Here is a 15,591-nt window from a genome sequence, read left to right as displayed (position 1 = left end):
TCCTCCCAATGTTGCATCCGTTCCCCCAGGCACCCTGTTGCTGGAGGGCCCATTCCACGCTCCCCGCGCGTCTGGGCATTTCTGCTGATCTTCAAGCGATCTTGTTCTTGATGCGTCGCGGCACGAGTCTTGTTCTGAGGTGTTTAGTGCCTCGGCCGTGGTGTTCAGTGATACGTCAAAACACTAAACACGGCAAGCGTGCTTCGCAGCGATTCTCGCGAAAATTGGCTGGTGCAGCGCAGCATTATTGTCGTTAATCTTTTTGCACCAGCGAAACATTACTCAATGACAGCCGGCTCGCGCCAATCTTACTAAACAATATAAACACACCTCACCTGAACAAATTGGCGCTGCTCAGCCATTTTACCTCAATTTTTGCGTTGCGCCCCTCAACAATTGAGGTCACCTTGCGCTGATCATGAATGATCATCCTCGCCGCCCTACTCTGGTTGATGTCGCCGAACATGCGCAGGTGAGCCTTGCCACCGTCGACCGCGTCTTCAACCGCCGCCCGGGCGTCAGCGCCAAGACCGTCGAGCGCGTGGAACTGGCCCTGGTGAAGCTCGGCTATCGGCCCGATCCCGCAGCCGTTCGTCTCGCGCGGGGCATCCGTTTCAATTTCTGCTTCGTGCTGCCGACCGGCACCAACACCTTCATGTCCATGCTGGCGGCCCAGGTCGACCGCTCGCTGGACTGGCTCGGCGATCAGAGCGCTTTTGGTGACATGCTGCGCGTTGACGTGTTCGACCCCATCGTGCTCGCTGACGCCTTGCGCGGGCTGATCGGGCGTTACCATGGTGTTGCGGTCGTGGCACTCGATCACCCCGCCGTGCGCGATGCCATCAATGCGCTGGTGGAGAACGGTGTCTATGTCGTGACGCTTGTGTCGGATATGCCGGGCTCCAAGCGCCACCGCTTCATCGGCATCGATAACTCTGCGGCCGGCCGGACGGCCGGGACGTTGATCGGCCGGTTCGCCGGCGGTCGCAAGGGCAAGCTCGGCCTCATCGCCGGCAGCCTTTCACTGCGCGATCACGCCGAGCGCCTGTTCGGCTTCCAGCAGGTGATCGGCGCCGATTATCGCAATCTTGCGCCGTTGCCAGCGCTGGAAGGGAATGACAACGCCGTGCGCTGCAAGGCGCTGGCGGCGGGCCTGCTCGCCGATCACAGGGACCTTGCCGCCATCTACAGCATCGGCGCCGGCAATCGCGGCATCGTCGAGGCGCTGGAGGAATCCGGCCGGGCGCGCGATATCATCTTCGTCGCGCATGAACTCACCGAGTTCTCGCGCCGCTTCCTCCTGCAGGGCAGCATGGATGCGGTCATCAACCAGGACGCCGGGCATGAGGCCCGCTCGGCGGCGCGCGTCCTGCTTGCCTATGCGACGGGCCAGCCTATGATCGACGATCAGGAGCGTATCCGCATCGATATCTTCCTTCGTGACAATCTGCCCTGATTACCGGAAGACCGCATGTATATCGGCATCGATCTCGGCACCTCCTCGGTCAAATGCGTTCTCGTCGACCCCGATCAGAGGGTGCTGGGAAGTGCCAGCGAGGCGCTGGCGGTTAACCGCCCCGCCCCCACCCACGCCGAACAGGATCCCGCCGGCTGGTGGCAGGCCACGTTGCAGGCACTCGACCGGCTGGCAGCCGACCACCCGGGGGCCATGTCGGATGTGCGCGGGTTGGGCCTTTCCGGCCAGATGCATGGTGCCACCCTGCTCGATGCCGCGGACCAGGTCCTGCGCCCCTGCATCCTGTGGAATGATGGTCGCGCCGCCGCCGAATGTGCCGAAATGGAAGCGCGCTGGCCGGATCTGCGCCGTGTCACGGGGAACATCGCCATGCCGGGCTTCACCGCACCCAAGCTGCTCTGGGTGCGCAAGCATGAGCCGGCCCTTTTCGACCGCATCGCCAAAGTGCTGCTGCCGAAAGCCTATCTGCGCCTGCGGCTCAGTGGGGAATATGCCGAAGACATGTCGGATGCCGCCGGCACGCTGTGGCTCGACGTCGCCAAGCGCGACTGGTCGGACGCAGCCCTCGCTGCCACCGGCCTGACGCGCCAGCACATGCCGCGCCTCGTCGAAGGCTCGGCACCGGCCGGCCGGCTGCGCCCGGAACTGCAGAAGCGCTGGAACATGACGGCTGCCCCCGTCATTGCCGGCGGTGCTGGTGACAATGCCGCCGGCGCCGTCAGCCTCGGCGCCATCCATGCGGGCGATGCCTTTGTTTCGCTCGGCACCTCTGGCGTGCTCTGGGCGACGACGGCTGGCTTCGCGCCCAATCCAGGGAAAGCCGTGCATGCCTTCTGCCATTGCCTGCCGCAGACCTGGCACCAGATGGGCGTCATCTTGTCGGCCGCCTCCTGCTTTGCCTGGCTCGCGGATACCCTTGGCACGTCGGAAGGGCAATTGCTGGCGGGCATGCCCGAGAATCCGGTGCGGCCCGGCAACGTCTTGTTCCTGCCCTATCTCTCTGGCGAACGCACGCCGCATAACGACGCGCGCATCCGCGGCGCTTTCATCGGCCTCTCCCACGAGACGGATCGGGCCGCTTTGGTTCAAGCCGTGATGGAAGGCGTTGCCTTCGCCCTCAAGGATTGCCTTGATGCTTTAAAAGGCGCCGGCACGCATGTCAGCAGCGCGGACATCATCGGCGGCGGTGCGCGCTCACCCCTGTGGCGCGCCATCATCGCCCATGTGCTCGACCTGCCGTTGGCTGAGATCACCGGCGCCGATGTCAGCGGCGCGTTCGGTGCCGCTCGGCTGGGCCGGCTGGCGGCGACGGGTGAGGCGCCCGGGGATGTCTGTCACAAGGCGCCGCGCGGCAAGACGATCCAGCCAGATCCGATCTTGCGAGATGCCTATGCAGCCAACCATCAGCGTTATCGCCAGCTTTATCCGCATCTTAAGGAAGTTGCCTGACAGCCGAGTTTTCTGATCACCATCGCCACCAATGCGCCGGCAACAAGGCGCCAAACCGGGAGAGACGATCATGGCCACGACCATCAAGGGACCAGCCATTTTTCTGGCGCAGTTCGCCGGGGACAAGGCACCGTTCAATTCCTTCAACTCGATCTGCAAATGGGCCGCGTCACTGGGCTTCAAAGGCGTCCAGGTGCCAAGCTGGGACGCGCGCATGATCGACCTGGAGAAGGCCGCGAAATCGAAGACTTATTGCGATGAACTCAAAGGCATCGCCAAGAGTCACGGCATCACCATCACCGAGCTTTCAACGCATCTCCAAGGCCAGTTGGTCGCCGTGCATCCCGCCTATGACCAGGCCTTCGACGGTTTCGCACCGCAGAAGGTACGGGGCAACCCGAAGGCGCGGCAGAAATGGGCCGTCGACCAGATGATGCTGGCGGCCAAGGCCTCGGCCAATCTCGGCCTCAACGCCCATGTCACTTTCTCAGGCGCCCTCGAATGGCCCTTCATGTATCCCTGGCCGCAGCGCCCCAAGGGCCTGACCGACACTGCGTTCGAGGAACTGGCCAAGCGCTGGCTGCCGATATTGAATGCCTTCGATAAGGTCGGGGTCGATGTCTGCTACGAGATCCATCCTGGCGAGGATCTCCATGACGGCGTCACCTTCGAGATGTTCCTCGAGCGCGTGAAGAACCATCCGCGCTGCAACATCCTCTACGACCCGTCGCATTTCATCCTGCAATGCCTCGACTATCTCGACTACATCGACATCTATCACGAACGCATCAAGATGTTTCACGTCAAGGATGCCGAGTTCAACCCGACCGGGCGCCAGGGCGTCTATGGCGGCTATCAGACCTGGGTCAACCGCGCCGGCCGCTTCCGCTCGTTGGGCGACGGCCAGGTCGACTTCAGCGCGATCTTCTCGAAATTCGCTGCCTATGATTTCAAGGGCTGGGCCGTCATGGAATGGGAATGCTGTTTGAAGCACCCGGAAGACGGTGCCCGTGAAGGCGCCATCTTCATCCGCGATCACATCATCCGGGTGACCGAGAAGGCGTTCGACGATTTCGCCGGCGGCGGTGCCGACAAGGCCGCCAACCGCCGCATGCTCGGCATTTAAGGGGGAGGAAGAGACATGCCCATCGAAGGCAGCAAGGATAAAGGCGGCCCAAGAGGCGTCAATGGGGATCGCATTCGCCTCGGCATGATCGGCGGCGGCGAAGGCGCCTTCATCGGCGCCGTGCATCGGCTGGCAGCGCGCATGGACGACCAGTTCGAATTCGTGGCGGGTGCCCTTTCCTCGACACCGGCCAAGGCCAAGCGCTCCGGCGCCGCCCTGGGGTTGGCACGCGATCGCATCTACAGCGATTTTGAAACCATGGCGCAAAGGGAAGCGGCACGCGAAGACGGCATCGAAGCCGTCGCCATCGTGACGCCCAATCATCTCCATGCCCCGGCAGCCCGCGCCTTTCTCGATGCCGGCATTCACGTCATCTGCGACAAGCCGATGACGACGACGCTGAAAGACGCGCTCGACCTGCAGCGCCGCGCCAAGAAGGCGCGCAAGCTGTTGGCGGTCACCTATAACTACACCGGCTATCCCATGGTGCGGCATGCCCGCCAGATGGTGGCCGATGGCGAACTGGGACCGCTGCGTGTCATCCAGGTCGAATACCCGCAAGACTGGCTCACCGAGAAACTTGAAGCGACCGGCCAGAAGCAGGCGACGTGGCGTTCCGATCCGAAACAATCGGGGGTCGGCGGATCGCTCGGCGATGTCGGCACCCATGCCTATAATCTCGCCTGCTTTGTGAGCGGCCTTACGCTCGACTCACTCGCGGCCGATCTGTCGCGCTTTGTGCCGGGTCGCAAGCTCGACGACAACGCCCATGTCCTCTTGCGCTTCAAGGGCGGCGCCAAGGGCATGCTGTGGACCAGTCAGGTCAGCCCCGGCAACGAGAACAATCTGCGCCTGCGCCTCTATGGTCCCAAGGGCGGCTTGGAATGGCATCAGGAACATCCCAACCAGTTGCTGTGGTCGCCCTTTGGCGAGCCGACGCGCGTCATCTCGCGCGGCACGGGGGCCGCCAATGCGGCGGCAGCCCGCATGACCCGCGTGCCGCCCGGACATCCCGAGGGCTATCTCGAAGGCTTTGCCAATATCTATACGGAAGTCGCGGCCGCGATCCGCGCTGCCCGGAACCGGCGCCGCGCTGACCCGGCCGTCCTGTACCCCACCGTCGTCGACGGCGCCCGTGGCGTCGCCTTCGTCGAAGCGGCCGTGAAGTCGTCGGCCCGCAACGCCGCCTGGGTGAAGCTGCCGAAGATTTGAGTGCACCCCCTCACCCCCACCCCTCTCCCCGCCAGCGGGGCGAGGGGCTTTAAGGCCGCGTTCGATTGAACTCCCTCGCCCCGCGATAGCGGGGAGAGGGTCGGGGTGAGGGGCGTTTCACACCATCAACTGGCCACCATTCACCTCGATGACCTGTCCGGTGACATAGCCGGACAGGTTCTCCGAGGCGAGGTAGAGCACGGTCCCCGCGCAATCCTCTGCCGTGCCCAGGCGCTGCTGCGGGATGGTCTTGCGCGTGGCTTCCAGCTTCTCCGGCGTCGAGTGCCGCACATGGAAGTCGGTATGGATCGTGCCCGGCGAGACCGCGTTCACACGAATGCCGTCCGGGGCCAGTTCCCGCGCCAGCGAGCGCGTGAAGGTCGAGATGAAACCCTTGGCGCCGCTATAGATGCTGGAACCCGGGCTGCCGCCGGTGATGGCCGAGACGGAGCTGACATTGATGATGACACCGCTTTTCTGTGCCTTGAACGCCGCCAACGCCGCGCGGCAGCAATGCACCGTCGAGCGCACGTTGAGATCGAACACCTCGTCGATGAAAGCGTCATCTATGTCGGCCAAGGGCTTGCGCCCCACCATGCCGCCCGCATTGTTGACGAGGATGTCGAGCCCACCCAGTTTCGCCACGACCGCATTCACCAATCCCACGCAAGCATCCGCCTTGGCGAGGTTAGCGCCGAACCCAGCAACGGCTTTCTTCTCGGCGACCAGACTGTCCGCCGCCGCCTTGCCGGCATGATAATGGACGGCAACCAGCGCGCCGGCATCGGCCAGGGCGCGCGATATCGCTGCGCCGATGCCCGTCGCCCCGCCCGTCACCAGCACGCGCTTGCCCTTCAAATCGCTCGTCATTTCGATCCCTGTTGAATGATGCCTTCCCAATGCGACATCGGTGTCTCGGCGTAAGTCTGCGCCCAGCTGACATAGCGGGCCGCCAATTCGTCGCCCTTGGCAGCGAGGGCCGCGAAGGCCTTGCCGGCCTCCACGAACTGCCCCTTGCGCCACAGTTCCAAGGCCACCGCAAAACCCGGCAGGTCCAGTGTCGCCGCACTGTCAGCCGACAGCGGCTGATATAGCCGCACCGGCTGGTCACGTCCAACGACGCGGATGAAATCCAGTTCGCGGAAGGCAAAGTCGCGCGCCGCCGCTTCCTGCACCTGCTCGCTCACGACGATCGGAATGTGGTAATGCTTGCCGACCCCTTCGAGGCGCGAGGCGACATTCACCGCGTCGCCCATCACTGTATAGTTGAAGCGCTGCGCCGAGCCGATATTGCCGACGATCGCCTCGCCGCGATGGAGGCCGATGCGGATGGCAATGCGCCCATCTCCGCCGATGAAGAGCGGTTCGTCCTTCAAGGACTGGATCATGGCCAGGCTCGCCCGCACCGCGTCGGCCGCCGCATTCTCCCGCGCCAGCGGTGCGCCGAAGATTGCCAACACGCCATCGCCGATGAACTTGTCGACGAAACCGCCATGGGCCTGGACGATATCCGTCATGCGCCCGAAATAGCGGTTGAGCTCGTCGACCAGCGGCCCCGGTGCCACGCGCTCGGAGAGGGTCGAATAGGAGGCGATATCGGAAAAGAGGATGGTGACATCGCGCAACTCACCACCCAAGGCCGGCAGCTTTTCCTCGCGCACGAGCCGATCGACCTCACTCTTGGGAAGGTAGAGTGAAAACGCCTGCCGCAACTGCCGGCGCGAGCGATCCATGCTGCCCATGCGCAGGGCAAGCCCGGCGGGACCCGCCAGCGACATGGCGATGAGGCCGGTGATGAGCGGCAGGACAAGAAAATAGGTGAAGGCCAATGCGCCGAGCACCGACCACGCCAGCGCCAGCGCGACCCAGATCGGTAGCGCACGCTTGGGCTTCTGGAACAGGAAGATCAGCGCGGCCACAAAGGCTATGGCCGTGATCGCAAGGGCGCGCAGCCATGCCGGCAACAGGGTCAGTGCGCTGCCATGCAACAGGTTGTCGACGGCAGCGGCATGAATGAGCACCCCGGGGATCGTATCGCGCGAGAAGCCGGAGAAGAACTTCTGCCCGATGGCTTCTCTGACGCAACGCGGCTCGTCGCGCTGCCCTTCCGGCAGCGTTGCAAACCTGTTTGAGGTCAGCTTGCGGTCCTCAATGTCAAGGATGCCGCCAAGGATGACGACCTTGCCGGCAAATTGTTGGCGGAAGAAATCGCTGTTCTGCGCCTCCACGCAGGCGGCGAGATCGGCCAGGGAATAGAGCAAGGGTCGCTTGGCCGCGGCGAAATTCAGCAGCAAGGGCGGACGATCGGCCATGGCGGCGGCTGGCGCCCCAATCGCCTTTTCATAGAGTCCGGCTGACAATGTCGGTACCGGACCTTTGCCCGATGCAAAAGCCAGCGGCATCTGCCGCACGACCCCATCTGCATCGGTGAGCGGGTTGACGGCGCCGTGGTTGACGAAATCGTTGCCGATATCCCGCACGGCGACGCGCTGCTGCTGGGTCGGCAGAATGGGTTGGCCCTGATTCTGGGCAAACCCCAGCACAATGCGGTTCTCGTCAGCGGCGCGCCGCAGCGCTTTCAACCAGGGGCGATCATAGCCCGGGCTGATGCTGTCCGCGGTCGTGCCGATGATAATGTCGATGCCGACCGCCTTGGGTCCGGCATCGAGCACTGCCTGCAATATGTCGCCAAGCTCAGGTGTCCAAAGGGCCTGCGGCAGGTTGCGGAAATGGTCATCGCGATAGGTCTCTTCATCAATCGCCAGGATGGCGATTTCGTCGCTGACCTTGGATGGGCCAAAGACCTTGAGATGAATGAGATGCAGCAGATCGATCGACAAGCGGTCGAGCGCCACGCCGTATGTGGTGAAGGAAGCCGCACCGATGAGCGCAGCAACGGCCAATGCCAATAAGACGTTCCGCCGCCCCCGCAAGCCCCACCCGTTTGTCTGAATTCACGCGCTCAGTTCGTCGGGTCGGCCAATTCCAGGACGACGACCCGTTCAAGGGTGCCAGTCTTTGCCGTGGTGGCCGCAGCGTCAACCTCGACGATGAGCGATGTCTTGGCGCCCGTCACCTTGTAGCGGGCACCGGGCTGCATCTCTACTTTGGCGGCTTGGAAGTCGATACGGCCGTTCTCTGGCTTCAAATTCCAGCTCTCGCCACCTTCGATCGGCTCGATCTTCACCGTCTCGCTCTTCTCGGCGACGATCAGCGGCTGGCGGGTATAGACGTGCTTGATCTGGCCGCGGAAGGCAATCGTGGCGCTCTGCTGGGATTCGTCCGCCGTGAGCGCCAGCTTGGTCTGGGTGCATACCGTTTTTTCCCGGGTCACCTTGCCGCCCTCGACCGTGGATTCCTTGGCGCCGATGGTCACCGTGCCGCCCGTGATCGTCTCGCGGGTGCAGGATTTGAGATAACCCAGCACCAGCGTCTGCTGCGGCGCCAGGGTCAGAACCTCGCTCTCATTCAGCAGGTCGAAGGCCTGACCCCGCCCCATTGTCAGTGGCGAATCCTCGACGATGGCGACCGGCTTCGATGCTGCCATCGCCGATGGTGCAAGCAGGATCAGACTCGCCACAGCCAGGCTGCCGGCCATCAAGCATCTGATTTTATTAAACTTGCTCGTCATGTTTAGCATTCTCTTAGCTTCCGGCACGGCCGGCTCAGGTCGTATATAGCCACACGGGCGTGTTAGGCGCTACGGAACGTCGATCGGTTTGTGATTGGGGTCACAACCCAGTGTTGACGGTCTTGGCGCTGGCCGCTAGAAGCGGTATTCGACCACCTGTACAAAAAGAGTAGCAACCGGCTGGCAGTTTGCTAACGCCTTCCGGGGGAACGATATTTTTCACGAGGGACGATCATGGCTCTGTTGGCAAAATCATTCCGGCTGGCGCTGGCCGCCACCGTGTTGTCGGGCGTTACCGCCACCTTGGCGCGCGCCGATGACGAGATCGAAAAGAAGATCCGCGACGAGGTCAGCCGCCGCGTCACCGACGCGATTTCAAAGCGCATCGGCGACGACGTGACCTCCGATATGGATGGCATGCCCGATACCGGCTACACCAACAGCGCCTGGTTGACGCCCTCCTACACCAACATCACCTCGGACAGCGACAGCTTGATCGAGGAGGCCGGCAGCAAGTTCAGCACCGATCTGTGGACGGTTCCGTTCGGTGTCGACCACCGCTTCGGCGACAATCTCTTCATCGGTATTTCGGGCGCCTATGCCAATTCGTCGACCGATATCGACGTCGATGGCAGCGATATCGATTCCGACTTCTACAGCGACACCTTCACCGTCTCGCCCTACATCGCCTATCGCTTCGCGAACTACTTCTTCGCCACCGGCATGTTCTCTTATGCCTATGCCGACGGCAAGGCGACGAGCGACGGCGCCGAAGACGTCGATTCCGACAGCCAGACCTTCTCGGGCGAACTGGCGTTGAACGCCGCGGCGCCCGTCGGCGATTTCATCCTCAAGGGCAAGGCCGGCTGGCGCTATGCCTATACCGAGCTCCTCGATTTCGAGGGCGAAGGCGATGACGACAGCGACGCCCATACCGCGGTGGGTTCGTTCGAGGTCGGCTACAACCTTGATCCCTTCGTGCCCTATCTCGGTATCCAGTACGAGCATGTCTTCCCGGAGAACGTCCCGGAAGTTGACGAAGGTGACCAGGATTTCCTCTACCTCTCGGGCGGCGTGCGCGGTCGTGTGAACGATTGGCTCTCGCTCGGCGCCGGCGTCCGCGCCGAAGTCGTGAACCAGGAGACGAATCAGATCGGCGGCCAGGTCGAGTTCAAGGCCCGCTTCTGATCCACAGGGCGCCAGGGATGGCTTAGGACTGGGATGGCATAAGATGGGGGCGCGGTCCGCGGCGGCGGGCGCGCCCCTTTTTATTGGGACGGTACCAGCGAAACGGGAATGCTCACATGATCGCCCTCGCCCCCTTGCCATCTTTCCTGAAACGCCTAGCGCGGCTATTGCCGCTCTGCCTGCTGCCCTTGGCGGCGCATGACACGCCGGCGAGCGCACAAGACGTCTTCGATGCGATCGGCGATCACCTCTTTGAAAACGTGCTCTACGCCCAGGCGCAGCTCAAGGTCACGATACCTCTGCTGAAACAGACCGGATTCGCCATCGGCACCGGCAGCAACACCTTTGCCCTTCAAGGGAGCGATGGCGCCTATCGCCTGTGGAATCTCCAGGCCGGCAGCCAGCAGGCTGTCATCAAATCTGGGAAAGGGTCCGCCTTTGCGCCCTCCGCCAGCGCCACAACCTTCTTCCTGGGCCAGGCCGATGGCAGCGTGCAGTTGATCGACCCGCACAGCGGCAAAGCCTTCGCCACCTTGGCTGGCAAGGATGGTGCCGTGACGGCGCTGGCGGGGTCACCCGACGATGCTCTCCTTTATGTGGGTCATGCCTCCGGCAAGATCACGGCCTGGCAGCTTGATACCCGCCAAGCCATTTGGCAGGCGGCTGGCGGCGGTGCGATTGCCGCTCTCAGCGTCTCGGCCGATGGCAAGTTCATCGCCATGGCGGAGAGCAGCGGCGGCGTCACCGCCTTCGACGCCAGCGGCAAGCCGACTGCAGCCAAAGGCAGCGTCGGCGCGGCACCCGCCGCCCTGCAGATCGGTGATGACGGCAATATCAGCGCCATCGGCAGCAACGGCAAGCTCGCGCGCATTGGCACCAAGAGCAGCAGCAGCGATCTCGGCGGGCTCACCGCTGCCAGCATCGGCATGACCGGCACCAGCGCCGTCATCCTCAATGGCAAGGAGATGGCGCTGGTCGACCTGGCGAGCGGCAAGAAGCGCCACGAAATCGCCGACCTCGACACGCCGGCGATCGGCCTCATCTATGACGAGGCGGCGGCCAAGGTCATCGTTGTCGATGCCGGTGGCGCCCTCAAGATCTTCGACACCGAGACCAAGGAACTGGTCCTCTCCATCTTCATCTCGGCACAAGGCTGGGCGCTGGTCGATCGCCAGGGCCGCTTCGACGGCTCAAGCAGCGGCCTGCGCGGCATCGCCTGGGCGGTGAAGAAGTCGAACTTCCCCATCACCTCGCTCACTCAGGCCTTCTCCGATCCCGGCATGCTGTCGGCGCTTCTTGATAAGGATAAGCGTGAGCTGCGTGCGGTGCCCGGCAACCCGACCGACAAATACCCGATGCCGCCCAAGGCCGAGATCGAACCCATCTCGACCGAGCTCTCCGGCGACAAGCCCTATCAGCTGATGGTCATCGCCAGCGACCAGGGTGGCGGCATCAAGGACGTGCGCCTCTATCACAACGGCAAGATCGTCGATGTCGGCGCCATCCTCGAACAGAAGGATGCCGAGGTGGACGGCAAGCATGTGCGCGTCATCGGCTACAATGTCTGGCCGGTGCCGGGGCCGAACGTGTTCCAGGCCGTGGCGACCGGCGTCTATGACAATCCGGGCGACCAGGCCGAGATGCGCCAGACCTTCAGCGGCGAACCGCGTAAGGGCCAGCTCAACCTCATCACCATCGGCATCTCCGCCTATGGCAAGCTGCCCATAGAATACCAGTTGAAGGTCGCCGCCAACGACGCCGAGCGCGTCAAGGCCGCGATCTCAACCTATTCGAAAAACGTCTTCACCAGTATCGCCGCCAGCGACTTGACCGATGGGCGCGCCACCAAGGCGCAGATCCTCGGCGCGCTCGGCAAACTCAAATCGGCGAAACCTGAGGATTCGGTCATCCTCTTCCTCTCCGGCCACGGCCTTACCGATGACAGCGACTGGTACTTCCTGCCCAGCGACGCGACCGCCGATGATTCCGACAGCTGGATCTCCGCGACCGAGATCCGTAGCGCGCTCGAAAAATCAGGCGCCCAGCGCGTCTTCGTCATCATCGACGCCTGCTATTCCGGCGGCACGGTGGAGAATTTCTACGCCGTCTCGTCGTTCCAGAAGCGCTTTCTCACCAACGGGCTGCGCAGCTCCGGCATCCAGGTCCTGACCGCGACACGCCGCGACCAATTGGCGCCGGAAAGCGCCGAACTCGGCGCGGGCTTCCTCACCTATCTCGTCGACCAGGCCTTGAAGGGCAAGGGCGATGTCGATCCGAAGGATGGCTGGATCTCCTCGCAGGAAGTGGCAAAATTCACCGCCCAGGCGCTGCCGGAACTCTTCCTGGCGCAGCGCGAAAAGAATCCAAAGGCCTTCCGCTCGGTATATGGTGCCGACGTACAGGAGCCGGACGTCTACACCGTCGGCGCCGATTTGCTCATCGCCAAAGCCAAATAGAGAAGGCCCACATGACCACCACGCAGCCGATCCACATCACCTTCCTCAATGGTGCCGATGTCGAGAAGCTGGCGCTGACCGATGACGAGATATTGGTGGCGGTCGAGGACGCGCTGCGCGCCCAAGGCAACCGCCAGACGGTCATCGAGCCCCGCGTGCACCTGGTGCCGGAAGATTCCGCCAAGGGCCATTTCAATGTGCTGCGCGGTGTCGTAAAGCCGTTGGGACTGGCTGGCGTCAAGGTGGTGGGCGACTTCGTCCATAATTTCGAGCGCGGCCTGCCATCCGAGATGGCAGTCCTCAATCTCTTCGACCCCGAGACCGGCATGCCCAAGGCGATCCTCGATGCGACCGCCATCACCGATATGCGCACCGGCGCCATCACCGCGCTGGGCGCCAAGCATCTTGCCCGCAAGGGATCGAAGGTGCTGGGCCATGTCGGCGCCCGGGGTACCGCCTATTGGAATGTGCGCCTGCTCGACCGGCTGTTCGGTTTCGACGAGATCCGCGTCCATTCGCGGCGCCCGGAAAGCCGCGACGCCTTCGCTGCCCGCCTCTCGGCCGATCTCGGCAAGAAAGTCGTCGCCACCAGCGATTGGGAATCCTGTGTCGCTGGCGCCGATATCGTCGTCGAAGCGTCGCGCTTGCCCGCCCCGCAGCCGATGCTGAAGACCTCCTGGATCAAGAAGGGCGCCCTGGTCATCCCCTATGGCACCATGAGTGCCGTCGAACTCTCGCTCACCGACATCATGGACAAGATCGTGGTCGATGATTGGGGCCAATGCCGCAAGGGCCTGCCCTTCGGAGCCTTGCGCCAGCATGTCGACAGCGACAAGCTGACGGAAGAAACACTGCACGCAGAACTCGGCCAGATCGTCGCCGGACTGAAGCCTGGCCGGGAGCGCGAGAGCGAGACCAACCTCTTCTGGCACCGGGGCTTGAGCCTCAGCGACATCGCCCTCGGCCACGCTCTGCTCGAGAAAGCCAAGCGCCAGGGCCTCGGCCAGAACCTGCGCTTCATCTGAAGTCGCGCAGCCGGCGATTCACGCCACTTGGGTCTTGCCGCAGAACCCGCATGACGACAGGAGAATCGCCGGCCGACGCATTGCGGCACCCTTCTCCGCGGGACAGGACCGTTCGGATGGAGAGGGAACATCTCGCCCGACCTGCCCTCATCTCGCGGAACCCAGCCGCAAGACGATGATGCGTTGGCGCCCTTCGACAAACAAACGAGCTTAACTGCGCCGCCGGCGCAGAAAATCTAACGGCCAGATTTTCTTGAGAGCGCTCAAGGAAGCCTCGATTGCCCGAATGCTGCTGCCACGCTCATATGGGGGTGGCTCGACAGTCATTCCACCATCGATCAACCGATCGCCCGCGGAACGGCACGTCAGTCGCACTCCCGGATCCGCCGTCCTCCGCGGCGCATTCCGGCCTCCCAGAACCAAGCCTTACTTTGGCCGGACAATTCCCCTTGTCCGGCCATTTTTCTATGCCGATGGTGATCCCGTAGAGAGGGCGAGGGGTCTGAGCGCACGCTCGAACCGCGCCCTCAACACTCCGGCAGATTGACCGCGAGGCCGCCGAGGCTGGTTTCCTTGAACTTGGTGCTCATCTCTTCGCCGGTCTGGCGCATGGCCTCGATGCAATTGTCGAGCGGCATGAAATGCGAGCCGTCGCCGCGCAAGGCGAGTGACGCCGCCGCCACGGCCTTGATGGCGCCGATGCCGTTGCGCTCGATGCAGGGCACCTGCACCAATCCCGCCGCCGGGTCGCAGGTCATGCCGAGATGATGCTCCAGCGCGATCTCCGCCGCATTCTCGACCTGCGCCGGCGTCCCGCCCAGGACCGCGCAAAGACCCGCCGCCGCCATCGCCGAGGCCGATCCCACTTCGCCCTGGCAGCCGGCTTCGGCACCTGAGATCGAGGCGTTGTGCTTGATGAGCCCGCCGATCGCCGCTGCGGTGAGCAGGAATTCCGACACCCGACCACGCTCGGCACCGACGCAATGGTCGAGGTAATAGCGGATGACGGCCGGCACGACGCCAGCAGCACCATTGGTCGGCGCCGTCACCACTTTGCCCCCTGCCGCATTCTCCTCATTGACCGCCATCGCATAGACGCTGAGCCAGTCGGAGGTCACATGCGGCTGCGCGAGATTGGTGCCCTTCTCCTTTTCCAGTTGCGCCCGAATGACAGCTGCGCGGCGTTTGACATGGAGACCGCCCGGCAATTCGCCCTGCTGCGCCAAACCGCGTTCGATGCAGCCATCCATTGTCGCCCACAGCTGGTCGAGCCCCGCCTCGAGCTCTGCGCTCGATTGCGATTGCAGCTCGTTTTCCCGCTTCATCATCGCGATCGATTTGCCGCTGGCTTTCGCCATGTCCAGCATCTCGGCAGCGCTGTCGAAGGGATAGGGCCGCGTGACACCGCCCTGGGCACTCGCTTCCGTTTTCACGGGATTAGCCAGTTCGGCTTCCGTCACCACAAAGCCGCCGCCGATCGAATAATAGACCTCGCGCAGCAGCGTGTTGCCGGCGCCATCGAAGGCCTCAAAGATGAGGCCGTTGGAATGGCCGGGCAGCGGCGGCCCGTAATTGAAGACGATGTCCTGCTGCGGATCGAAGCCCAGCGGCGGCAGGCCGGCGGGACGCACGATTTTCTCCGCGTGCAATCTGGCCAGCTTCTCCTCCGCCTCGCCCGGCACGATACCGGCCGGCGTATAGCCGATGAGGCCCAGCGCCACGGCGCGGTCGGTCGCATGACCCTTGCCGGTAAAAGCGAGCGAGCCATGCAGCGTCACACGCAGTCTCGCCGGTGTGCCGCCTGCCGCCCGCAGCTGGTCCAGAAAACGAACCGCAGCCGTCATCGGCCCCATCGTGTGCGACGAAGACGGCCCGATGCCGATCTTGAAAATATCGAAGACGCTCAAAAACATTTGGTGTTCTCGGTGCTTTTTATGTCGGCCGCCAAACCGCAACCGTCCCCTTTGCCACCATGTTAGCGCAAAACGGGTCCGGACGCCCAGAGTCGCAATCCGCCCAAAAACAGC

Annotated in this window: 11 protein-coding genes; 7 read left to right on the top strand and 4 right to left on the bottom strand. The window is 63.4% G+C overall.

What is annotated here, in order from left to right; all coding sequences use genetic code 11:
- Positions 1 to 418: 418 nt before the first annotated feature.
- From SMD31_RS14885 to SMD31_RS14870, 4 genes are all read left to right on the top strand, one after another.
- The gene (locus SMD31_RS14885; protein WP_320501687.1) at positions 419 to 1,456 is read left to right on the top strand and encodes a LacI family DNA-binding transcriptional regulator; all 1,038 of its coding nucleotides are present in this window, start codon (positions 419 to 421) and stop codon (positions 1,454 to 1,456) included.
- Between the two features lie 15 nt (positions 1,457 to 1,471).
- Positions 1,472 to 2,926, top strand: coding sequence for a xylulokinase (xylB, locus tag SMD31_RS14880; RefSeq protein ID WP_320501686.1), 1,455 nt, complete (start codon positions 1,472 to 1,474; stop codon positions 2,924 to 2,926).
- 70 nt (positions 2,927 to 2,996) lie between these two features.
- Complete coding sequence (locus tag SMD31_RS14875; RefSeq protein WP_320501685.1) at positions 2,997 to 4,052, top strand: sugar phosphate isomerase/epimerase family protein; 1,056 nt, start codon at positions 2,997 to 2,999, stop codon at positions 4,050 to 4,052.
- 15 nt (positions 4,053 to 4,067) lie between these two features.
- Positions 4,068 to 5,264: a Gfo/Idh/MocA family protein gene (locus tag SMD31_RS14870; protein ID WP_320501684.1), complete on the top strand. Its 1,197-nt coding sequence runs from the start codon at positions 4,068 to 4,070 to the stop codon at positions 5,262 to 5,264.
- Between the two features lie 117 nt (positions 5,265 to 5,381).
- Here SMD31_RS14870 and SMD31_RS14865 read toward each other — a convergent pair whose 3' ends face one another.
- From SMD31_RS14865 to SMD31_RS14855, 3 genes are read right to left on the bottom strand one after another with little or no spacing between them, the layout of a single operon-like run.
- Entirely contained in the window at positions 5,382 to 6,134 is a 753-nt protein-coding gene (locus tag SMD31_RS14865) for an SDR family NAD(P)-dependent oxidoreductase (RefSeq protein WP_320501683.1), read from the bottom strand.
- Entirely contained in the window at positions 6,131 to 8,173 is a 2,043-nt protein-coding gene (locus SMD31_RS14860; RefSeq protein WP_320501682.1) for an adenylate/guanylate cyclase domain-containing protein, read from the bottom strand. Before SMD31_RS14860 ends, SMD31_RS14865 begins: the two co-directional genes overlap by 4 nt.
- 53 nt (positions 8,174 to 8,226) lie before the next feature.
- The gene (locus tag SMD31_RS14855) at positions 8,227 to 8,862 is read right to left on the bottom strand and encodes a hypothetical protein (RefSeq protein ID WP_320501681.1); all 636 of its coding nucleotides are present in this window, start codon (positions 8,860 to 8,862) and stop codon (positions 8,227 to 8,229) included.
- 267 nt (positions 8,863 to 9,129) lie between these two features.
- On the opposite strand from SMD31_RS14855, the gene SMD31_RS14850 reads away from it, so the two are divergent.
- From SMD31_RS14850 to SMD31_RS14840, 3 genes are all read left to right on the top strand, one after another.
- The gene (locus SMD31_RS14850; protein ID WP_320501680.1) at positions 9,130 to 10,083 is read left to right on the top strand and encodes an autotransporter outer membrane beta-barrel domain-containing protein; all 954 of its coding nucleotides are present in this window, start codon (positions 9,130 to 9,132) and stop codon (positions 10,081 to 10,083) included.
- Between the two features lie 116 nt (positions 10,084 to 10,199).
- Positions 10,200 to 12,539: a caspase family protein gene (locus tag SMD31_RS14845; RefSeq protein WP_320501679.1), complete on the top strand. Its 2,340-nt coding sequence runs from the start codon at positions 10,200 to 10,202 to the stop codon at positions 12,537 to 12,539.
- 11 nt (positions 12,540 to 12,550) lie between these two features.
- Positions 12,551 to 13,564: an ornithine cyclodeaminase family protein gene (locus SMD31_RS14840; RefSeq protein WP_320501678.1), complete on the top strand. Its 1,014-nt coding sequence runs from the start codon at positions 12,551 to 12,553 to the stop codon at positions 13,562 to 13,564.
- A gap of 527 nt (positions 13,565 to 14,091) precedes the next feature.
- On the opposite strand, the gene SMD31_RS14835 is transcribed toward SMD31_RS14840, so the two are convergent.
- Positions 14,092 to 15,477: an L-serine ammonia-lyase gene (locus tag SMD31_RS14835; protein ID WP_320501677.1), complete on the bottom strand. Its 1,386-nt coding sequence runs from the start codon at positions 15,475 to 15,477 to the stop codon at positions 14,092 to 14,094.
- Positions 15,478 to 15,591 lie beyond the last annotated feature (114 nt).

Origin of the sequence: Dongia rigui, from assembly GCF_034044635.1 — a bacterium.
GTDB classification, from domain to species: Bacteria; Pseudomonadota; Alphaproteobacteria; order Dongiales; family Dongiaceae; genus Dongia; species Dongia rigui.
This window is presented reverse-complemented; position numbering and strand designations above follow the sequence as displayed.

Excerpts from the sequence above, each read along its gene's own strand:
- SMD31_RS14875 (WP_320501685.1), top strand. The coding sequence starts at position 2,997 with ATGGCCACGACCATCAAGGGACCAGCCATTTTTCTGGCGCAGTTCGCC.
- SMD31_RS14850 (WP_320501680.1), top strand. The coding sequence starts at position 9,130 with ATGGCTCTGTTGGCAAAATCATTCCGGCTGGCGCTGGCCGCCACCGTG.
- SMD31_RS14855 (WP_320501681.1), bottom strand. The coding sequence starts at position 8,862 with ATGGCCGGCAGCCTGGCTGTGGCGAGTCTGATCCTGCTTGCACCATCG.
- SMD31_RS14840 (WP_320501678.1), top strand. The coding sequence starts at position 12,551 with ATGACCACCACGCAGCCGATCCACATCACCTTCCTCAATGGTGCCGAT.
- SMD31_RS14845 (WP_320501679.1), top strand. The coding sequence starts at position 10,200 with ATGATCGCCCTCGCCCCCTTGCCATCTTTCCTGAAACGCCTAGCGCGG.
- SMD31_RS14865 (WP_320501683.1), bottom strand. The coding sequence starts at position 6,134 with ATGACGAGCGATTTGAAGGGCAAGCGCGTGCTGGTGACGGGCGGGGCG.
- SMD31_RS14835 (WP_320501677.1), bottom strand. The coding sequence starts at position 15,477 with ATGTTTTTGAGCGTCTTCGATATTTTCAAGATCGGCATCGGGCCGTCT.
- SMD31_RS14870 (WP_320501684.1), top strand. The coding sequence starts at position 4,068 with ATGCCCATCGAAGGCAGCAAGGATAAAGGCGGCCCAAGAGGCGTCAAT.
- SMD31_RS14885 (WP_320501687.1), top strand. The coding sequence starts at position 419 with ATGAATGATCATCCTCGCCGCCCTACTCTGGTTGATGTCGCCGAACAT.
- xylB (WP_320501686.1), top strand. The coding sequence starts at position 1,472 with ATGTATATCGGCATCGATCTCGGCACCTCCTCGGTCAAATGCGTTCTC.